General features: G+C 42.9%; 23 protein-coding genes. 4 read left to right on the forward strand and 19 right to left on the reverse strand.

The genetic code is table 11. The annotated features are described in order from the left end of the window. Nucleotides 1–5: 5 nt before the first annotated feature. The 3 genes from H3T75_RS08760 to H3T75_RS08770 are packed head-to-tail and all read left to right on the forward strand — an operon-like array spanning nucleotide 6 to nucleotide 1,935. Complete coding sequence (locus tag H3T75_RS08760; protein ID WP_025330085.1) at nucleotides 6–365, forward strand: PilZ domain-containing protein; 360 nt, start codon at nucleotides 6–8, stop codon at nucleotides 363–365. After that, the gene (locus tag H3T75_RS08765; protein WP_198211581.1) at nucleotides 365–1,141 is read left to right on the forward strand and encodes a TatD family hydrolase; all 777 of its coding nucleotides are present in this window, start codon (nucleotides 365–367) and stop codon (nucleotides 1,139–1,141) included. Before H3T75_RS08760 ends, H3T75_RS08765 begins: the two co-directional genes overlap by 1 nt. A 2-nt stretch (nucleotides 1,142–1,143) precedes the next feature. After that, a complete protein-coding gene (locus H3T75_RS08770; RefSeq protein WP_174829818.1) occupies nucleotides 1,144–1,935 on the forward strand; it encodes an MBL fold metallo-hydrolase in 792 nt (263 codons plus the stop codon). Nucleotides 1,936–2,035: 100 nt separating this feature from the next. Here the strand turns inward: H3T75_RS08770 and H3T75_RS08775 are convergent, their stop codons facing one another. From H3T75_RS08775 to H3T75_RS08825, 11 genes are all read right to left on the reverse strand, one after another. After that, nucleotides 2,036–3,145 carry a hypothetical protein gene (locus H3T75_RS08775; protein ID WP_198211529.1) on the reverse strand — a complete coding sequence of 370 codons (1,110 nt, stop codon included), beginning with the start codon at nucleotides 3,143–3,145 and terminating at the stop codon, nucleotides 2,036–2,038. Between the two features lie 269 nt (nucleotides 3,146–3,414). After that, nucleotides 3,415–4,227 carry an urease accessory protein UreD gene (locus tag H3T75_RS08780; protein ID WP_198211530.1) on the reverse strand — a complete coding sequence of 271 codons (813 nt, stop codon included), beginning with the start codon at nucleotides 4,225–4,227 and terminating at the stop codon, nucleotides 3,415–3,417. Beyond that, nucleotides 4,227–4,862 carry an urease accessory protein UreG gene (gene ureG / locus H3T75_RS08785; RefSeq protein WP_198211531.1) on the reverse strand — a complete coding sequence of 212 codons (636 nt, stop codon included), beginning with the start codon at nucleotides 4,860–4,862 and terminating at the stop codon, nucleotides 4,227–4,229. The genes H3T75_RS08780 and ureG overlap by 1 nt, the downstream gene beginning before the upstream one ends. A gap of 151 nt (nucleotides 4,863–5,013) precedes the next feature. Then, nucleotides 5,014–5,571, reverse strand: coding sequence for a HupE/UreJ family protein (locus H3T75_RS08790; RefSeq protein WP_084563224.1), 558 nt, complete (start codon nucleotides 5,569–5,571; stop codon nucleotides 5,014–5,016). Between the two features lie 22 nt (nucleotides 5,572–5,593). Further along, a complete protein-coding gene (locus tag H3T75_RS08795; protein ID WP_198211532.1) occupies nucleotides 5,594–6,313 on the reverse strand; it encodes an urease accessory protein UreF in 720 nt (239 codons plus the stop codon). A 13-nt stretch (nucleotides 6,314–6,326) separates the two neighbouring features. Then, entirely contained in the window at nucleotides 6,327–6,842 is a 516-nt protein-coding gene (ureE, locus tag H3T75_RS08800) for an urease accessory protein UreE (RefSeq protein ID WP_198211533.1), read from the reverse strand. A 30-nt stretch (nucleotides 6,843–6,872) separates the two neighbouring features. Beyond that, a complete protein-coding gene (ureC, locus tag H3T75_RS08805; protein WP_198211534.1) occupies nucleotides 6,873–8,594 on the reverse strand; it encodes an urease subunit alpha in 1,722 nt (573 codons plus the stop codon). 103 nt (nucleotides 8,595–8,697) lie between these two features. Beyond that, on the reverse strand, nucleotides 8,698–9,012 hold the full coding sequence (ureB, locus tag H3T75_RS08810) for an urease subunit beta (protein ID WP_100125125.1): 315 nt from the start codon (nucleotides 9,010–9,012) through the stop codon (nucleotides 8,698–8,700). Between the two features lie 91 nt (nucleotides 9,013–9,103). Continuing rightward, nucleotides 9,104–9,406 (reverse strand): urease subunit gamma, encoded by a 303-nt coding sequence (gene ureA / locus H3T75_RS08815; protein WP_025330073.1) that lies wholly within the window; start codon nucleotides 9,404–9,406, stop codon nucleotides 9,104–9,106. A 480-nt stretch (nucleotides 9,407–9,886) separates the two neighbouring features. Further along, a complete protein-coding gene (locus H3T75_RS08820; RefSeq protein WP_025330072.1) occupies nucleotides 9,887–11,677 on the reverse strand; it encodes a 2-isopropylmalate synthase in 1,791 nt (596 codons plus the stop codon). 239 nt (nucleotides 11,678–11,916) lie between these two features. Then, nucleotides 11,917–12,342 carry an excinuclease ATPase subunit gene (locus tag H3T75_RS08825; RefSeq protein WP_198211535.1) on the reverse strand — a complete coding sequence of 142 codons (426 nt, stop codon included), beginning with the start codon at nucleotides 12,340–12,342 and terminating at the stop codon, nucleotides 11,917–11,919. A 33-nt stretch (nucleotides 12,343–12,375) separates the two neighbouring features. Between H3T75_RS08825 and H3T75_RS08830 the strand changes: the two genes are divergently transcribed. After that, nucleotides 12,376–13,020, forward strand: a complete 645-nt coding sequence (locus H3T75_RS08830) for a 4'-phosphopantetheinyl transferase superfamily protein (RefSeq protein WP_198211536.1) — start codon at nucleotides 12,376–12,378, stop codon at nucleotides 13,018–13,020. Here H3T75_RS08830 and H3T75_RS08835 read toward each other — a convergent pair. The 8 genes from H3T75_RS08835 to H3T75_RS08870 are packed head-to-tail and all read right to left on the reverse strand — an operon-like array spanning nucleotide 13,004 to nucleotide 21,220. Then, on the reverse strand, nucleotides 13,004–14,230 hold the full coding sequence (locus tag H3T75_RS08835) for a beta-ketoacyl-ACP synthase (protein ID WP_198211537.1): 1,227 nt from the start codon (nucleotides 14,228–14,230) through the stop codon (nucleotides 13,004–13,006). The genes H3T75_RS08830 and H3T75_RS08835 overlap by 17 nt on opposite strands. Then, nucleotides 14,224–14,958 (reverse strand): 3-oxoacyl-ACP reductase FabG, encoded by a 735-nt coding sequence (gene fabG / locus H3T75_RS08840; RefSeq protein WP_025330068.1) that lies wholly within the window; start codon nucleotides 14,956–14,958, stop codon nucleotides 14,224–14,226. The genes H3T75_RS08835 and fabG overlap by 7 nt, the downstream gene beginning before the upstream one ends. Next, nucleotides 14,951–15,418: a hypothetical protein gene (locus H3T75_RS08845; RefSeq protein WP_084564751.1), complete on the reverse strand. Its 468-nt coding sequence runs from the start codon at nucleotides 15,416–15,418 to the stop codon at nucleotides 14,951–14,953. The genes fabG and H3T75_RS08845 overlap by 8 nt, the downstream gene beginning before the upstream one ends. After that, the gene (locus H3T75_RS08850) at nucleotides 15,399–16,619 is read right to left on the reverse strand and encodes a beta-ketoacyl-ACP synthase (protein ID WP_174829812.1); all 1,221 of its coding nucleotides are present in this window, start codon (nucleotides 16,617–16,619) and stop codon (nucleotides 15,399–15,401) included. The genes H3T75_RS08845 and H3T75_RS08850 overlap by 20 nt, the downstream gene beginning before the upstream one ends. Then, nucleotides 16,612–17,052, reverse strand: a complete 441-nt coding sequence (locus tag H3T75_RS08855; protein WP_025330065.1) for a hypothetical protein — start codon at nucleotides 17,050–17,052, stop codon at nucleotides 16,612–16,614. Before H3T75_RS08855 ends, H3T75_RS08850 begins: the two co-directional genes overlap by 8 nt. Beyond that, complete coding sequence (locus H3T75_RS08860) at nucleotides 17,046–18,299, reverse strand: NAD(P)/FAD-dependent oxidoreductase (protein ID WP_084551340.1); 1,254 nt, start codon at nucleotides 18,297–18,299, stop codon at nucleotides 17,046–17,048. The genes H3T75_RS08855 and H3T75_RS08860 overlap by 7 nt, the downstream gene beginning before the upstream one ends. Next, nucleotides 18,286–20,634, reverse strand: coding sequence for an MMPL family transporter (locus H3T75_RS08865; RefSeq protein WP_078474301.1), 2,349 nt, complete (start codon nucleotides 20,632–20,634; stop codon nucleotides 18,286–18,288). Before H3T75_RS08865 ends, H3T75_RS08860 begins: the two co-directional genes overlap by 14 nt. Further along, nucleotides 20,618–21,220, reverse strand: coding sequence for an outer membrane lipoprotein carrier protein LolA (locus H3T75_RS08870; protein ID WP_084564743.1), 603 nt, complete (start codon nucleotides 21,218–21,220; stop codon nucleotides 20,618–20,620). The genes H3T75_RS08865 and H3T75_RS08870 overlap by 17 nt, the downstream gene beginning before the upstream one ends.

The following is a 21,220-nucleotide window of genomic DNA, read 5'->3' on the forward strand; positions in this document are numbered from 1 at the left end:
AATCTATGGCTGAAGCTCCTGTTAATCTGCCGGGCAAAATGCTCAATTTAACGATACCCGACAAACCGGAACTGTATCGCAGTTACATGGCTTTTCTGCAGCATGGCGGTCTGTTTGCCCCTACCACTGATACATTTAATATGGGTGAAGAAGTATTACTGGTCGTTAACTTGCCAGAATTCAACGAAGCCAAATATTTGCGTACCACAGTAGTATGGATCAACACTGCTACCACTTCCACCGGGCAGCCACAGGGAATCGGGCTGGCATTTGGTAAAGATGAAGATAGCATTGCAGTAAAGCAGTCAATTGAAGATATTTTGCCCGGAATACTGTTAAGCGAACGCCCTACCTATACTTTGTAATCATGCTTATCGATTCACACTGTCATTTAAATATGCCTGATCTGGCAGCCAGATTGCCGCAAATACTGGACAATATGGTTCAGGCAGACATAGGTCAGGCTATTGCTATTAGTGTAGACCGTACCAGCGCTGCTGAAGTACTGGCGCTGGCAGAACAGCATACCAATCTGTTTGCCAGTGTTGGTGTTCATCCTGAAGATCAGAATTCAGTAGAAATGAGCGTGGATGAATTGGTTGCTGCTGCCCAACATCCAAAAGTAGTAGGTATTGGAGAAACCGGACTCGATTATCATTGGTGTAGCGGAGATTTGGCATGGCAGCATCAACGTTTCAGTACACATATTCAGGCATCAAATCAGACCGGCTTACCTCTGATTATCCATACACGAGAAGCTGCCAGCGATACATTGCGCCTATTGCATGAAAATCAAGCACAACAAGGTGTGATTCACTGTTTTACAGAAGATACTGCATTTGCCAAAGCTGTACTGGATTTAGGTTTTTATATTTCCTTTTCCGGAATTGTAACCTTTAAAAATGCCATACAGATACAGGAAGCCTGTCGCTATGTTCCGTTAGACCGGATACTAGTGGAAACTGATGCTCCCTATCTGGCACCTGTGCCTAAACGCGGTAAACAAAATGAACCGGCTTACGTGCGTTATACTGCCGAATTTGTAGCACAACTGCGCGGAGACAGCATCACCAGCATTGAAGAAGCTACAACGGCTAATACTTATCGGCTTTTTAATAAAATTCCGCCAGTCCGCAATTAGCCATGACACAGATTACCGTTACTGTACTTGGCTGTGGTAGCTCATCCGGTACACCGGTTATTGGGTGTGACTGTTCTGCATGTAGCAGCACAGATCCCAAAAATCGGCGTACTCGTTGCAGTGCGCATGTACAGATTGGTGAACAATACTGGCAAATTGATACTGGTGCTGATTTTTATCATCAGGCCTTACAACATAAGCTGCAGCGTATCGATGGGGTGCTTTATACTCATCCGCATGCAGACCACCTTAACGGCATTGATGATTTGCGTGCATTCTGCTACAGACAACGTGCAGCTATTCCTGTTTACGGACACCATGACACCTTGTCCAATATTCAGAACCGTTTCGATTATGCCTTTCTGGAGCAGAATAACCATTGGAACCGGCCGGTATTACGTGCATATGAACTGCCATTGAATCAAGGTAAGAATAGCGTTCTGACTATTGAAGGTGTACCTGTATGGCACTTTGGTGTCCCGCATGGTAGTTGGACAACCAGTGCCTTTCGTATTGGCAACATCGCCTGGTTTACCGATCTTAACCATATAGATGAATCTATATTTCCGTACTTAAACGGGCTGGATTATCTCTTTCTCGATTGCCTGATGGATACCCCATATCCAAGTCATCTGAGTACCGAACAAGCTTTTACTTATGCTAAGCGTATCAATGCCAGACAAACTTACTTTATTCATATGACTCATAGTCAGGAATATCACGCACTCAAACATCGCTGCCCCAAAAACTGCGCACCGGCTTATGATGGTTTAATTGTAAGCAGCTATTATTAATATACTTTTATCATAAATATCTTAACATTACTAATAATAAATTTTTACTATATTTTAATTATAAAAATCATCAATTTAAATTTTGAAAAATAAATCAAAATTACAATTCTGCTTGCTCATCATAATCATCTAATACCCCATCATTCATTCTGTCTAAATGCTTTTGTTTACTCAGTTCTTTCAGTTTACTATATGAAATATAGCTACAAATTTCAGATAAAGGGGCTTTCTCCAATAGAGAAAACACTGGTCTGAGTATTTCCTGAAAAACTTTTTCCTGCCGGTAATCGGGTGCAACAATATGTAATTTGATATTCATATTCGGTTGCAGCGCAAGTAAATCGGCCATTCTCAATAAACCTGAATAAACTGAAGTCGTATGCTCTACTTCAAACGCCCGAACAATTGAACGCCCTTTTAACCAAATAACATCTATTTGTTCAATCGTGCTTATTGTCGCTTCATCATAATTAAGTGGTAATCTGTCCAATAAAGCTTCGGTACCTTTGTTCCATTCTTTTAAGACTCTGCTGCGATCAGCCTTAGGTAACCAAATTCGATGTCCCATACAAGCTCCTATCTGAGCCAGTAATGCCTGCATTTTAATTGATTCACGAACATCATTATTTTGACTGCCTTCATTATCATCTATAGATTCATCATTTTCAGGCACAGAAACTTGAACTACCTTATCTATACGATTCACAGTATGTTTTTTTAAGTTTTTCAACTCTTTTTCATCTAAAGGATATGGAAAAGGATTATTAGCCTGCATCGATAGTATCTCTGCCAATAACTCACCGTCTTTATCATTAAGTTTATTTAAACTGTTTCGCAGAATACCAGTCCAGATACTACTATTTTTAGGATATGACTGAGTAAAAGAAAGATGATGCCAGATTTTATCGTCACGAATTGGGATTGAATCAGGCAAGGATAACCATACTTTTGGTCGTACATGAAAACACAAAACATGCTGATCGTCTGTTTCTACAAAATCAGGTTTAATAGCCCTAAACGGTTCGTTATCAAGTATTTCAAGTAAACCACACCAGCGAGAGATACGGGTAACATAACAAACTAAAATATCTCCGGCTTTAACCCGTTTCGCAACTTCTTTATGTCGTTCATAAAAACCATCAATCGATCGATCTGATTGAGTAAAAGCCTGATATGTTTCCGGAGTAAAAATTTCGGTGTAGTAAGCCATAGACCGCATCCTGTCCACATTTAATTATGATAACTATTATTGTCTATATCAGAATCACAAAAATTAATGACAGCTCTGAATAAAACTAAGTAAAACGATTATTTTTAATAATTACTGATTCAGATACAGAGTTATACACAATTTACTAAAATAAATTTCTCTATTAACTATATTATCCAAAAATAAAAAATATTTATACAAAAATTATTAAAAAATTAACAATAGCATTAGTTCATTTTAATCATTATCAGGATAAATATAAGATTGTATTAACTTAAATAATGTGCTGTTTGTTCTAATATCTGCTGTAATGTTTCTGCGCTCAACCCTAATGCACGTATACATAAAGCACAATCAGCCGCCTGAGTAATCCCCCACAGATATTGATTATTTTCTAACGGCCAGTCTGGCTGTAGTGCAGAATAGATTTCGTTAACCAGTTGCTGGATTTCGTTTTTGCTGGCAGCGGTATTGACATAGTAAAGACAAGCCTGATGGGTATATTGCTCCATCTGTCCCAGTACATTTAACGGCTGCTGGTGCGGATGCCAGTATATATTGTCATTAAGCAATATCTGCTGTCGGTAATCAATGTTAATGCGTGAAGACAGATAGCGAAAATCCCAGCTTTCCTGATTAAGCACGCGACCGCAGGCTATGATTTCACCTAGAATGAGCTGACAGTTATCTGCCAGAGTAATGTGCATGGTTTGTGTTAAAGCTGCATCACGATGCAATACCAAAGGATGAGGCAGATAGCATAGCCGGCTGTGTTCATGCAAGTAGATACGGGTATGCTGCTGTGCTTCCATAGCAGCCGGCATGGATTGCACCCGGGTAAATGCCTGGGTAAACAAATACAATTGGGTTTGTTCTGCCAGCTCTATATCAATATCAATACCATCCCCTGCCAGTAATCCCGGTGATGAACTCATTTGTATCGCCGGCAAAGCCTGCGACCATACCGGTGATATCATTTGCGGTAAAGGCAAAATTTTCAGCGGTGGTGTATAAAAGCAACTGGCAAAGGTAGTCTGTCCGTGCCGGTTTAGCTGAGTAGATAGATGTAAACGGCTGTGCATTAACGTATCAGACCGGCTGGTTCGTCTGTGTTCTCAAGTAAGGCGTATTTTTTAATCCATTTGATTACAGTGTTAATACCTTCCTCTGCCATCAGATTGGTAAATACAAATGGCTGCCCTTTACGCATACGCTGTGAATCATGCTGCATCACTTCAAGGCTGGCACCCACATACGGCGCTAAATCAGTTTTATTGATAACCAGCAAATCAGAACGGGTAATACCCGGTCCGCCTTTGCGCGGAATTTTTTCTCCTTGCGCCACATCAATAACAAACAGCGTAACATCAGCCAGATCAGGGCTGAAAGTAGCTGAAAGATTATCACCGCCACTTTCGATAAATACTATCTGAATATCTGGAAAGCGTGCTGTCATTTCATCTACTGCTTCCAGGTTCATACTTGCATCTTCACGAATGGCAGTATGCGGACAACCACCGGTTTCTACGCCCATAATTCGTTCTGGTGGCAACAGGCTGTTTTTGGTCAGAAATTCAGCATCTTCCTGCGTATAGATATCATTGGTAATCACCGCAATACTATATTCCTGAGCCATATGACGGGTAAGTTTTTCAATCAGTGCAGTTTTACCGGAACCTACCGGACCGGCAACGCCGATTTTAATGTATTCACGCATGGTGTTCCTTCTGCATCGATTCCATTTATTCGGATTGATACAGTGTTTCACGAATAACTCAGCTGCTTCTATTCAGACAGAACAGCTTGTTTATTAAACAATTAGTTCAGAAGCCACTTCTGTCTGAACTGATTTTATCCGGGTATTGTTATCAGCCTGCAAACAGCATACCGAAACCAATCAAACCAATCACGCTGCCGGTAAACCGCAACACCCACTGATGTTTACTCATTACTGTACCCAGTGCAAATCCAAGGGCATGCAAAGCCGCCGTTGCAATAATAAAGCCACAGGCATAACTGAATGCACCGTGTGAGCCCATTTCGGCACCATGTGCGATACCATGAAACAAAGCAAACAGACCAACCACCAGCATAGCAGCACCTGCCGGTACTTTTTTCAGCCAGGCCGCAGCTAGCCCCAATACCAGTACGGAAGCGGCAATCCCCTGCTCCAGCATTGGTATTCGGATATCCTGCGCTCCCATCACAAATCCGGCAGTCATCACACTGACAAAAGTAACAGGAATCAGCCAGCGTGCTTTACCCTGAAAAGTTGCCGCCCATAAACCCACTGCTACCATAGCCAGCAGATGATCCCAACCACTGAGCGGATGCTGAACACCTGCCATCCAGCCTTCGGTAAGGTGTCCGGGATGAGCAAAAGCAAATGCCGGGGTTAATAATAACAAAGCAAATATTTTTTTCATGTTTTCCTCCAGTGTTGAGACATTAACTCATATACAAACGGCTATACAAACGCTCGTGCTGCATTGCCCGAATGTCCGTTGCCAGTGTTGTAGCGCCAAGTTGCGGTTGTTGCGGTTGCATACTTGCAATAACGATATGAGCTATTACTGCATGCAATTCAATTAACATTTCCTGTCCGGCCATCTGGCTGAGCGGTATCAGCTTAACTCCGTTGGTAACTAAACCTACTACCGCATTGTAATAAAATGCCTGCAATGCTGCCGCTTTATCCAGTTGCAAGGATGCAGCAAGTAATCCAAATACCAGCGGGTAAAACCCGCGTACCTGCTGTGCTGTTAACGCAGCCTGATAGGAAGCCACTATTGCTGCGCTGGTATGTGGTGCAAAAATTTTCAGCAGACGTATGCCGAGCTTATAACTACTTTCCCGTAATTCACGTGCGATTTTTGTCGCCCCTATCTGCCTGTCCAAAGATATCAGAGCATTCAGATTATGTTCAGTAGCAGCAGTATAAGCCAGAGACATGTAAGCACCATCATTATGTAACCAGTTTTGCTTTAGCTGTGTTTCAGCAAATGCTTTCAGTGTAACAGCATCATAAATAATGCCCTGCTGAACAAAAGTCTCCAGCCCTCCGGAATGGTTAAAACCACCGATTGGTAGCGTTGGGTCGGCCAGTTGCAGCAATAATCCTGCGCGTGTCAGTGTTTCTATATCAATTTTTCGGTCTGAGCCGGACATATAGTGCAATTCATTAATGATGGTGATGGCCGGTTATATCATGGCTATGGCTGTGTCCTGCGCCGATACCAGGCGCTGAATTAGCTCGCAACTGTTCACTTAATCTTCGTTGCTGACGTGTCGGTGCGAATCCGGCAGCCTGCAGCCACTCAAATAAAGGTTTATCAAACGGCAACAGTAATTCATTACCATCCAGAAACAATGGTGTGTGTTTATTGCCGATTTCATAGCAGGCACGTGCCATTTCCGGCAAAGTTTGCGGAGCAAGTACCATGACTTCACTTAGCTCGATTTGCACTGCAATGACCAGCTGTTTATCCAGATAAACCACATCATCATGATGCAGTCGCTGCCCCTCTTTCAGCAGGCGAAAAGCAATTTCGCGCCCGCCGGCAGTTGTAGTACGGATAATGCGCCGGTCTGCTTCAAACCATTGCAAACAAACAGTGTCCAGCTTCTGAGTAATAATCTGCTTCTCCTGTGTAAGTGTTTGCAGATTACCGATAATGGTTTGGATAATTAGATTCATTTGTGATTTTATAAAAAATATTATTGCATATTAAAACAGAAAATATCGCTGCGCCAAAGCCACTTTATTTACTGGTTTACAGGTAATATGTTCGCCATTCACCCACACTTCATAAGTTTCCGGATTTACGCTGATTTCCGGCATAGCATTATTGTGAATCAGGTCTTTTTTACCGATTGCACGACAATTATGCACAGGCAGAGTCTGTTTATATAAACCGTATTTTTTGCGAATATCATTATCCACCCCTGCCTGAGAGACAAATAACACGGCAGTATCCTGAACAGCACGCCCCAGCGCGCCAAACATCGGCCGGTAAATAACTGGCTGCGGTGTCGGAATGGAGGCATTCGGATCACCCATACGTGCATAACTGATGCTGCCGCCCTTGATAATAATTTCTGGCTTAACTCCAAAAAATGCCGGTTTCCACAAAACCAAATCGGCAATTTTACCTGCTTCAATTGAGCCAACATAATCACTGATGCCTTGAGCAATAGCCGGATTAATGGTGTATTTCGCCAGATATCGCTTAATACGGAAATTGTCATTCGCACCTGTTTCTTCGGTCAGACGTCCTCGCTGCTGTTTCATTTTATCGGCAGTTTGCCATGTTCGCAGAATGACTTCTGCCACTCTGCCCATAGCCTGCGAATCTGAACTCATAATCGAAAATACACCCATATCATGCAAAATATCTTCGGCAGCAATGGTTTCAGGACGAATTCGTGAATCAGCAAACGCCACATCTTCTGCTACACTTTTATCCAGATGATGGCACACCATCAGCATATCCAGATGTTCGTCTATGGTATTAACTGTAAACGGACGGGTAGGATTGGTGGAAGCCGGTAATACATTCGGATACATCGCAGCCTTAATAATATCCGGAGCATGCCCGCCACCTGCACCTTCAGTATGAAAGGTATGGATTACACGGCCATTAATTGCCCGCATGGTATCTTCAAGAAAACCGCCTTCATTCAGCGTATCAGTATGAATTGCCACCTGTACGTCCATCTCATCGGCCACCCGTAATGATGCATCGATGACGGCGGCTGTAGCACCCCAGTCTTCATGGATTTTTAACCCAAGTGCTCCGGCATTTATCTGTTCACGCAGCGGCTCCAGAGTCCCACAGTTACCTTTGCCGAAAAAACCAAGGTTAACCGGCGCTTGTTCAGCAGCCTGTAACATTTTCTGAATATGCCATGCGCCCGGTGTGACTGTGGTGGCATTGGTACCATCGGCCGGACCAGTACCACCGCCAATCATGGTAGTAATACCCGATTCGATGGCATGAGTAATCTGTTGCGGAGAAATAAAGTGAATATGGGTATCAATCCCGCCTGCGGTCGCAATCAGGTTGGCACCATTATGCACTTCGGTAGCAGCACCAATAATCATTCTGGGGTGCACTCCGTCCATTGTATCCGGATTCCCTGACTGACCTACAGCAACAATTTTGCCGTCACGAATACCAATATCAGCTTTTACAATGCCCCAATAGTCCAGTATCAGTACATTAGTGATAACCATATCAAGCACATTTTCATTACTGCGCGTTGCTGTAGCCGACTGTGCCATTCCGTCCCGGATGGATTTACCACCACCGAATTTTCCTTCGTCACCATATGTAAGCAAATCACGCTCTACTTCTGCAAATAATTCGGTATCACCCAAACGTACTTTATCGCCTACTGTTGGTCCGTAGGTAGCAACATATTGCCGGCGGGAAATTTTCAGGCTCATAGCTGGTTTCTCTGTCTAAATAATTTGTATCGATTTTTCGGTAAGTTATTTTTGCTATTAATCAGAATATATACATCAATCTGTTATTGCTCAGTCAGATAAATTATTCACTGTTTACGCTGCCATTTATGGCATTATGAAAACCAAATATTTTTTTATGCCCGCCAAATTCCGTCAGTTCTACCGTTTTCGATTCTCCGGGTTCAAACCGGACTGCGTTACCGGAAGGAACATTCAGACGCATGCCGCGTGTCTGTTCCCGATCAAAATCAAGTGCCGGATTGGTTTCATAAAAATGATAGTGGGAACCCACTTGTATCGGACGGTCACCACGATTGATGACCACAATGGTCATTGTACGGCGGTTCTGATTGGCCATGATGTCATCTGCGGCCAGAATATATTCTCCCGGAATCATGCTGTTTCTCCTGAATTTGTTTTGAGCAGATATTATTTGCTGTTTAATAATAATTCGCCTGCAGCTAATCTCAGAATAACTGACGTTTATTTCAGCGGATAGGCTGATGTACGGTAACCAGCTTTGTCCCGTCCGGAAAAGTAGCTTCAATCTGGACTTCATCTACCATATCGGCAACACCTTCCATAACATCAGCAGTGGTGAGCAGTGTTGCTCCGTACTGCATAAGTTCGGCCACGCTCATACCGTCCCGTGCAGCTTCTTGTAGCTGGCTGCTGATATAAGCTATCGCTTCCGGATAGTTTAGTTTTACTCCCCGCGCCCGGCGTTTGGCCGCAAGTTCTCCTGCCAGAAACAGCATCAGTTTTTCCTGTTCACGACTGGTTAAGTGCATAGTTTCTCTCTGTAAATTATTGGATTGATGAATTAATTTTATATTACTTTATTATATATCTTAGATAGATTTATCTATCTTTGTAATATTGATAAATTTTATAAATGATCAGACTTAGAAAAATAATTAAAAATATTCTTCCTAAGATGGAGCCAGTTTTATAGGTGGTACTATTTTCATCCACATTCGCAAAAGCATTTGTTATAGGAATAGTAAATATGGCACTTGACCATAAAAAATGTTTTATGTATTTCATAATCTGATTAAATTTGAGTTAAAAAATTAGCTTTCAAAATGCTTATTTAAACTTAAATTTATTAAACAAATGTTATAAAAACATAATAAACTTAAATAAAACAGTTTGTACAGTTAAATCGTAGATCCTTATATAAAAATGCCTGTTCTGATTACTTATACCGTAACAGAAGCAGGCATTTTAAAATATTTAATTTTTAAGTCTTTTAACTTGCTTTACACTGATTAAATCACACCCTGAGCTTTAATCCGCGGCTGACTATCCAGCTTATTCAAAGCAGACAAATAAGCTTTGGCACTGGCAACGAGAATATCGGTATCAGCTCCCTGGCCATTAACTATATAGCCTTCGCGTGATAAACGCACGGTTACTTCACCTTGACTTTCAGGGCCAGCAGTAATCGCATTTACCGAATAAAGCTGTAAATCGGCAGAACTGTTAACTTTAGACTCAATGGCTTTAAACACCGCATCTATCGGTCCTGAACCATGACCGCTGGCCCGTTTTTCGTTTCCGTCCAGATTAAAAACAATTTCTGCCACCGGCTCTTCTCCGGTTTCACTGTGAATACTCAGAGATACATATTTGTAACGATCCGGTGCACGGCTAACCAGCTCATCTGAAACCAGCGCATGCAAGTCTTCATCAAAAATTTCACGTTTTTTATCTGCCAGCTCTTTAAAGCGGGCAAAGGCTGCATTCAGTGCTTCTTCACTATCCAGCTCGATACCCAGCTCCTGTAATTTAGTCCGGAAAGCATTACGACCGGAAAGTTTACCCAGTGTAAGCCGGTTTGTACTCCAGCCAACTGATTCAGCAGACATAATTTCATAAGTTTCGCGGCATTTCAGCACTCCATCCTGATGAATACCGGACTCATGGGCGAAAGCATTTGCGCCTACAATGGCTTTATTTGGCTGGACAGGATAACCGGTAACTGTAGAAACCATTTTTGAGGTAGGAACAATTTGTGTGGTATCAATATTGGTTTCCAGACCAAAAATGTCGTGACGGGTCTTCAGTGCCATGACTACTTCTTCCAGACTGGCATTACCTGCCCGTTCACCCAGACCATTAATAGTACACTCTACCTGTCGTGCACCACCACTTACTGCGGCCAGTGAGTTTCCTACGGCCAGCCCGAGATCATTATGACAGTGTGCCGACCAGATAACCTTATCACTGCCGGGTGTTTTCTGAATCAATTCACGGAAAAATGCCTCAGTCTGAAAAGGAATGGCATAACCGACTGTATCCGGAATATTAATAGTAGTAGCACCTGCCTCAATAACTGCCTGACAAATTTCGGCAAGAAAATTGATATCACTGCGCAATGCATCTTCGCAGGAAAACTCCACATCATCAGTATATTCGCGTGCAATTTTTACTGCTTTAACTGCGGTTTCTTTAACCTGTTGCGGTTTCATGCGCAGTTTATGTTCCATATGCAACGGGCTGGTAGCAATAAAAGTATGAATGCGTTTGCGCTTTGCCGGTGCAATGGCTTCGCCGGCCTTACGTACATCTCGTTCATTAGCTCGTGACAGTGAACATACCGTTGCATTCTGAATAATTTCGGCAATACTGTGAATAGCATCGAAATCACCCGGACTGGCAGCAGCAAATCCTGCCTCAATGACATCTACACCTAACTTCTCCAACTGGCGTGCGATGCGGATTTTTTCTTCTTTGGTCATGGCTGCACCCGGCGACTGTTCTCCATCGCGCAGAGTGGTGTCAAATATAATGACTCGATTATTGGTACTGGTCATTCTTGGTCTCTCCAAGGTAGTGTTATTGTGTTGCATAAATGCATTGATATCCAGCGGCTTATTTTGTTTCTCAGCCATTAGAATAATTTTTTGTAACTGATTTAATGGTAATGAACCACGCTTACGCCATTTATAAATAGCAGCTGTAGAAGCAGCATTATCCGGATAATGTTGTTTGAGTGCTTCTGCCAAAGCATTGACGCCACCAAAATAGGCAATTAAGCGGTCTATATTCAATTGCATAACTGACCTTTTGTCCAATTTACTCATTTTATTGTGCTACAATATATTCCGTTAAGCTAATATACGTAAAATTAGACATTAAAGCAAGTTAAATTTCTATTTTTCTTAATAGAATAATTTTATTTAGACATTTTAGACAAAAGAGAGATAATTATTTTTGAGTTTATACTTGTGATAAAAAACCGCCGGTTTATCTTTTACTCAGATAAATGGCGGTTGTATGGCAAACAGCTGTGATTTTAATTTGCCAGATCCCCTTTCAGAGCAACACCTGCAACCACTCCGCCGGCATGACACTCATATTCTTTTGTACTAGCCATACTGTTTTTCTTATAATAGCTGACAATATTGGTTACTTTACTGGCATTATGAGCAACGGCCTGTTCCTGTAGCTGTTTTACAGCAGATAGAAATGCCCAACGGCAGGCTTCTTCATCTGTTTTGCCTACACTATTGGTTTTACGGTTGCTAACCAGACCGGCACGCACTACCCGTCCGGAACTCTGAGCAAAATAAACTTTTATTTTCGGATTCAATACCTGTGCAGCTTCCGGTGCATTAATTGCATCCTGAATAGACAAAAGCAATTTATCATCACGTGCATAAGCAGCAGACACACAAGCCAGCAATGCTGCCAGCGTTATTATTTTAGAAAACTTTTTCATTCCTTACTCCTTTTAATTAATGAAGTGTACTACATGATGAATCAAGATTGTCTGATTTTGCTTACATCATCCGAAGTCTCCGGACAATATAGTAACCTGAAACTGGATCAGGCAGACAAACAGCGTTTACAGAAAAATCCGCATTTAGCTCAGCGTACCGACTGGCAAAGCAGCCGGTTTTTGAAACAGCAGCTTTCAGCTTTCTATAAACGGCTTTCTCTAACACATAAGAAAGGTTTTGCCGGTTTAATCGCCTGTTCTTCAATACAGCATATTCCGGGTATTGATATGGAGTATGCACAGGAACGTGATTTTATATCACTGGCAAAGCTCTGCTGTACAGATAACGAACAGAAATGGCTATCTGAACAGCAGAATCTATCTTGCTCTTTCTACCAGTTATGGACGCTTAAAGAAGCATTGATTAAAGTCAGACACGGTCAGTTATCTGATATGCACCAATATAATTTAATACCTGACGGATATGATGGAATTTATATTCCGGCATTGGATAATCCGGTTCAGGCATACAGCTGTATTGTCGATAATTGCTGGCATATCAGTGTAGTCTATCCTGCTGTCTGCTCTGCATCCCCGTTAAATTGTACTTATGGATTTGGTCACTGGCATAACTACAAATTTAACTGGCATCAATGGCCCGTTAGCTCATCCGTTTAAATATCAGAGATGAATTTACCCCTCCGAAAGCAAAATTATTATTCATAACAAATTCTGTATCAATTTTGCGGGCTTTGTTGACAATATAATCCAGCTCACCGCACCGGCTATCAATCTGATTAAGATTCAAAGTTGGTGCAAACCAGCCTTCATTCATCATGTGAATTGAAAACCATGATTCCAGTGCACCGCAGGCGCCAAGAGTATGTCCAAGATAACTTTTTTGCGAACTGAGCGGCACGTATCCGAATACATCCGCCGTAGCAAGAGTTTCCGCAATATCTCCCTGTTCAGTTGCTGTACCGTGACCATTAATATAACCAACCTCAGCAGGCGGCAGATGCGCATCTTCAAGTGCCATCTGCATACAACGGCGCATTGTCGTACGTTCCGGTCGGGTGATGTGCGAGCCATCACTAGTACAGGCAAATCCCACAACTTCAGCATAAATTCTGGCTCCGCGTGCTTTAGCCATTTCGTACTCTTCCAGTACAAGAATACCTGCACCTTCACCAATAACCAGACCATCACGATCAGCATCATAAGGACTTGGTGATAGCTCCGGATTCTCATTACGCAAGCTTGTTGCATATAACGAATCAAACACGAAAGCTTCAGAAACACATAATTCCTCACCACCTCCGGCCAGCATCATATCAATTTTGCCAGATTTAATTGCTTCATAAGCATAACCAATTGCCTGATTACCTGAAGCACAGGCACTGGATGTAGGAATTACCCTTCCGGTCAGACCAAAGAAAATTGACAGATTAGCAGCCGTAGTATGCGGCATTATACGTACGTAGGTATTGGCATTAAAATTTGCAGAGCTGCCATTAAGAACAAGTTCGCTGATGTCGCGAATATCCTGCGGACTGCCTGTAGACGAACCACATGCTACACCCATCCGCCCGTCCTTAATAGACTCATCTCCGAGCAGTCCTGCATCTGCCAGTGCATTTTCAGCAGCCTGTGTACACATCTGGGCTACTTTTCCCATACTGCGCAGTTGTTTGCGCGTCCAGTGTGCAGGAGGAGAATAGTCTGTCACCGGCGCAGCCAGTCTGGTATTTAAATCCTGATACCGATCCCAGCTTTCCATACAGACTACTTTATTTTTATAAGCCAGCAAACCGCTTTTAACTGTAGACCAGTCATTTCCCAGCGCGCTGACACCGCTCATGCCTGTAATCACAACACGTCTCAACATAAACCTCCGTTTACAGCCAGCACCTGCCGGGTAATGTAAGCAGCCTGTTCTGATACCAGAAAAGCTACTGCATGGGCTACTTCCTCTGCCCGTCCCATACGATTCATAGGTATAGCCTTCAGAATCTCAGCAACAGGTACATGTTCATCAATCATTTCTGTTTCGATCAGCCCGGGCGCTACGCAATTAACAGTAATTTTGCGTCTGGCCAGCTCAACTGCCAGTGCCTTGGCTGCCCCAATCATACCGGCTTTGGATGCACTGTAATTTACCTGCCCCCGATTACCTATTATTCCGGAAACAGAAGCAACGCAAACAATACGCCCGGCTTTCCGCCGGCGTATCATGGGCATCATCAGCGGATGCAGTACATTGAAAAAACCATCCAGATTGGTATCCAGCACCTGATCCCAGTCATCGTTACTTAGTGCCGGAAAAGCGTTATCACGAGTAATACCAGCATTCAGTACCACACCATAATAAGCACCATGCTGTTCTATATCATTTAGTAAAACTTCCTGACAGGCTTGCCGGTCACTGATATCAAAAGTCAGTATGCGGCTGTGAGAGCCAAATGCCGCTATTTCAGCAGCTACTTTTTCAGCATCAGCACGCCGGCTGCGACAATGCAGTACAATATCCCAGCCAGCCTGAGCCAGCGTCAGTGCAATTGCTCTGCCAATTCCACGCGCGGAACCGGTAACCAGAATAGTTTTATCATTATTCATCATGTATTAGATCATTTTCAGTAGGACTGTATACATTAAGTGCTGCTTCCGCCAGCAACTGATTCGGATTTCTGGCTTCATCACACAACCATAACTGGCTGTCAAAAACGCCAAAGCCGTTTGTATCCTGTAAAGAAGCATGAATTTTAATCTGCAAAATAACGGGTACTGGTAATGCTGAAAAATAAAGTTGAAGCTTTCTTGTTCCCAGTAAAAAACCCAGTCGCACCGGTTCACCGGCGTCATGAGCTAATGCTCCGGCCCATGCTGCTACGCCCTGCGCCATGATTTCCATTGCTGCCCATGAATGAAGACATTCTCCCTTTACCAGGATCTGATCTGGTTTTACGTATGCATAGGCTGTTAAGCTATGTTCATCATAATTTACAATTTCATCCAGTAGCACCATTTTGCCACTATGCGGCAGCAGGGAAGCCACATCATAAATCGGGGTTTGCATTATTGCTCCCCATAATCAGTGCGGTATTATTACCACCAAAAGCAAATGAAGTACTTAATGCTATGCGCGGACTATCAGCATTGAATGCTTCTTGAAATTGTGTCAGATGAATGAATGCTAATTCGGGATCAAGATTTGTTTTTGCCCGATGCGGGGGTAATTTACCATCAGGATTAATTTGGCGACTGATTACTGTCCATAAAAAAGCTGCTTCGAGTGCACCTGCTGCCCCAAGTGTATGACCAGTAAGTGCTTTAGTTGAAGCACAGGATACTTCCTCACCCAATTCGTTATGAATAGCCAGCGCTTCCATAGCATCATTCTGAGTAGTGCCAGTACCATGCAGATTAACCCAGCCAATAGCACTGGCCGGCAACTGTGCTTTATGTAAAGCCTGCTGAATTACTTTTCTGGCTCCTTCTGCATCAGGTCGCGGACTGGACATATGATAGGCATCACTGCTTGAACCATATCCTAATAGAGGCAGACCTCTGGACGGATTCCGGGTCATTACAAATACAGCTGCTGCTTCACCAATATTGATACCATCACGCATGGCGGTAAATGGCTGACATTGCCCGGAAGATAATACCTGTAATGCATGAAAACCATTAATAGTCAGCGCTGAAAGAGTATCTACTCCGCCACAAATTACAGCGTCGCACATACCAGTACGCAATAACCGTGCCGCACTTATGAGTGCTCGTGCTCCTGAAGTACAGGCAGTTGATATACCATAGCGGACATTACGCAGCTGATACATCTCAGCCACAAAATCTGCCGGTGAAGACATTAACTGCAAGGTCTGATTATAACCACTGTTTGCCCAGTCCTGCCGCGTAAAACCATACTCAATAGCGGCCCTGTTATCATCACTGCCAGTTGTCGATGTACCGAGTACAACTGCTACCCGATCGGTCCCATATTCAGTAATGGCAGCCTGAATGTCATCTTCAATCTGTAAAAGTGCGTGCCAGAGCAACTGATTATTACGACTACAGAAATTCGGATTCAATCCGGCCGGAAAAGGTCTTAATGCTGTCTGGACTGATCCGAATAAATATGATTTACCGTTTACCCAGAAATCGCTACGGGTAAGATAGCTGTCTGCTTCACCCAGCAAAGCACTTATATGCTCATGCACACCATAGCCAAGAGCACTGACCATAGCAGGACGACTTAGAAAAACCGGTTTATTCATCAGTCACCTCCCGGATTTTCCAATGCTGTTTATGCCATTCTATTTCTGCAGCCATACCATCTGTACCAGAAGAAACTCTTACATCATTCAGTTCAGCAGGTACAGACCAGTGATACTGATGACCAAGATAAACATAGGCAGCAGTAAATAGCTGACGTGCTTTGGGATTAGGAGGTAAAAAACCGTCATTATGCCATTTTCCCTGTTGCAGAATCTGTCTAGATATCGGCGCACCTAAACCATCAACCTGTACAAACCGCCATTGCTGCTCCGACAACGGTTCTATTAACAGCAAACTGTTACTGCCATCTTTATCTGTAACCTGCAAAGTGAGCGTTTGCTTCAATACCGGTAACGAATCAATCACAGGTAAACTTTGACAGGCGCTCAGACAAAACAACATCATCAGCCAAATAACAAAATTCTTTAACATATTTTGGCTTGACCACAAATTTCTGCCAGAACAGCCAGACGACGTTCTGAATTGATAACATAAGGGTTGGTTTCATCCCATGCATAGCCGGCAAGAATAGAGCTTATCATACGTCTGATTTCAGGATTTATTTTTTCAGCATATATAACATCCTGAAAAGCTGTGCTATACCAGCCATTGACATAAGTCTTAAAGGTGTTAATACCTATCTGTAATTTATCAGCAAAATCCTGCTGCCAGTTTACTGTTTCTCCGGAAAACTGCCGGTGCAACACATCTGTAGCCAGTTTGGCCGAATGCATGGCAATCGTTACGCCGGATGAAAAAACCGGATCAAGAAATTCTGAAGCATTTCCTAATAAAGCAAAGCGTTTTCCATACAGACTTTTAACGTTAGCAGAATAATTGCGTAAGGTCCGGAATGGTACATCGTTGTGCCATTGTGCATTGACCAGAATGCGTCTAAGCATTGGCACTTCACTGACAAATTTTTGTAAAATAGCCTCCGCTCCCTCTGCTCCATGATTGTTCAGACATTCCGGCAAGCCGACCACACCAATAGAGGTACGATTGTTACTGAACGGAATAAACCAGAACCACACATCACGTAAATCAGGATGGGTACATATCAGAATTTTGTTACGGTCAAATACCGGATCTGTAACATTATCATCAATATGAGTAAAATAAGCCATGCGTTCAGGCAAGAAAGACGGCTGTTCCAGATCAAGCAATTTTGCCAATACCCGTCCGTATCCGCTGGCATCCAGCACAAATTGCGTCCGAATCTGATAAGGCATTCCCTGTGTATCCGTTACTGACAGAACAGCAGCATCCTCCTCAAACTCAATCCCGTTAACACTATGCTCAAAACGAACTTCTACGCCCTGTTTCTGTGCTTCACTAATAAGAATATGATCAAAACGCCCCCGCATTACCTGAAAGGTAGTACCCGGACCCGGTGAAAATTTATCGGTAAAATCTATAGTGGTATAGCGATTACCCCAGCTAAATGCCGCACCATTTTTAAACTGGAAACCATCGTCAACACCTGCATTTACTGCTTCCAGCATTCCGGCCTCTGCAATAAATTCCATGCAATGAGGTAACAGGCTTTCACCAATCACAAACCGGGGAAAAACTTGTTTTTCAAGTACACAAACCCGATAACCTTTTTTATTTAATAAAGCACCGGCAATAGCTCCGGACGGACCTGCACCAATTATTACTACATCAAACTGACTCATTACACCTCCCCCTGTTATCGGCTCCGGGCAACAAGGCCAGAGCCAGTATCATGCTAAAAAATACCCCAAGAGCAACACTGCGACCAAAACTGGCAATAGCCGGAGTTGCGCTGAAACCAAGAATAGCAAACGAAATCATTGTTGTTGTCGCAGCCAGCAATACACCGGCCAGACGTTCGGCTACTGCCATCTGTTTGACGGAAACATAGATTGCATAATCCATACCTATTGCCGTTACCAGAAACAGACCAAAAATAGCAAATAAAGACAATGGCCAGCCTGCATAAGCAAATACAGCCAGACAGGCTAATGAAGACAGAACAGGTACAGCCAGCATTAAAAGTCCTTTACGCCAGCCAAAAGCATAAGCCAGCAATACGATGGCCACCAGATAAGAAGCTATCTTCAAAGCAATTGCCTGATTTCGCGTATGTGTAAATAACTGATTTAATGCCTGTAAATTATTAACAAAATAAATACCGTTATTTTTATCGGCCAGCTTCTGTAAAGCAGTAACCTGACTTACTCCTGACAAACTGACAATAGCCGCAACTTTTCCGTTACTCATTTTGCCCAGATACAAATCCTGCCATGCGGTTCCCAGTTCATTATCAAGACTTTGGGAAATTGTTTGCAAAGGTAGTTTTTGTAAACCAGTCAGATAATCCCGGATACTGTGATCATCTATGCCCAAATTAACTAAATCACGCCAGTTATCTGTATTGCTTGACAGACGACTTACATCCTGCTGGCGCTGCTTTTGGATGCTAAGCGGCATAACCCACTGATCAAGAGACTGAAAACCAGATAATTGTTTTTGTATAACCAAATCCTGTAATGATTTGCCCAGAGTACGACTTTTCAGTAACAATTCATCATCATTATCTGCCTGTAATACAAAATACTGTCCGGACGGCATCGTCTGAGTAAGTAAACCGATTTTTTGTGCCTGTGCCATCCATTGTGGTGACAGATTGGCCCACTGGCGGATATCATCCTGAGTGTTCAGCCGCAATAAGCCTCCGCCAATAAGCAGCAGAATCAGTAATACCGGCCATTTTTTCTGTACCATAATCTGCCTCTTGCGGACGATAAATTTACCGAAAGACAACATGGCACTCAAAGCCTGAGGATAGATATATGCCTGAGTAGTAGAAAAAAATGCAGGTAAACAAAGTAAGCTGAATAAAAATGCACTAATCAGCGCAGCAGCAGAAAATATCGCCGTCTGCTGCAATATCGGCAAAGGTGTAATCAGTAAAGCCGCATAACCCAGTAAAGTAATAATCAAACTTAATAAAAAGGCTTTAGCTGCAATATGTAAAGCCTGCCAGCGATTCCATTGCTGCTGAATCACGCCACTGGCCAGCCAGTGCAAAGGAAAATCCAGCAATACACCCATCAAACTGGTTCCCACTACCAGAGTGAGAATATGGATATGTCCGAAGAGCATTACGGTAGCTGCCAGACCAAATAAGATGCCTACTGCCAGAGGAAGTAATAAATATAAAATACGCAGACTGCGGAAAAGCAACAACAGCAGCAGAAAAGTTAAGCCCATACCCAGTATACTCATATACTGGCTTTCCTTCTCTCCGGTGGCTTTATTTTCTGCGGCAAAAATAGCACCACCAGCCATCAGTACCTGCACATCCTGAGATGCCTGAGTATCATGAATTACTTTAAGAAGACCATCTGGTACATTAATCAGTCCGGCTTTTTCCGGTAAACGCGCCCGTAGTAAAACCCATGTAGTATCACCATCATCTATATTCAGCCAGCCCGTCTGAAAATTATAATAAACAGGTCCGTCCTGACTGGCCTGATGCATAATGATGTTACCCAGTCCGAGCCAGTCCTGATCAACAGGCAATATGCTACGCTCAGCAAACGGATTAACGAGTGTTTGCGCCTGTCTGGCAAAAGCTTCTTCAGGCTGATTGATAATATTGCGCCAGCTTTGTTCTGAAACGACAGCCAGGCTCAGTCGTTGCATACTGGCCTGCAAAGCGGCAATATCTGGCTCAAGTTTACCTGTAACAGACTGGAATATATGACTATCCTGCCATTTTTGCTGAATCATCTGTGCCGCCTCAACCGCCTTGTCAGGCGATTTACTGCCCACTAAAACCACAATATCACGGTTCATGCGCTGATTCATGCGCATTTTAGCCATTTGCTGTGCCTGTGTATTCTGCCCGTCATCAGGCAACAGGCTGGTTAAATCAGTATCCAGACGATTCTGTTGCAGAAAGCTATAAAATAACGCTGCCGCCACAAAAAATATCAGCAGTAAATAAAGACCAGCCCAGACGCGTTTACGGTAAAACGGCATTTTGCTCAAACCTGTTCAGGGCTGTATTAATTTTCAAAGCGGAAAATGTAATTTCTGTACGATCGCCCTGCACTTCAAACAGTACAATTTTTTTCACCGACTCATCACCCTGAATATCAATTCTGGTGAAAATTTGTTTCATCAATACACTTTTCGGCTGTAATTGTAATTTCCAGTTTTGAGCAGTACCTTGCAACTGCATAGTAAACTGGCTTTGTATGCTATTGGTTTGCCCGGCAAGCAGATCCAGAAAAAGCTTTACCTGATTTTTTTGCGCACTGGCTGATTGTTTGCTGGCAATCCATTTATTATTGGCGTTTAGCTGATCAATACCTGATTTACGCACCCTCATGGTATCTGCAAAAGGTTTTTTCATCTGCCATAATAAGCCGGCTTTTGGTACCAGTACAAACTGTCCCTGTGCAATAATGGGTTTATTGGTACCGCGCAAAAAACGCTGCTGCGTGAAATCACCTTTTATATTTTGCGGCCGTTGCAATTGATTTTGTAGCTCAGTTAAATCAAAAGCCCATAACAATCCACTAAACAGGCAACACCAGCAAATAAATAAAATTTTTCTCAACAT

Source organism: Snodgrassella sp. W8135 (assembly GCF_016101225.1).
GTDB lineage: Bacteria > Pseudomonadota > Gammaproteobacteria > Burkholderiales > Neisseriaceae > Snodgrassella > Snodgrassella alvi.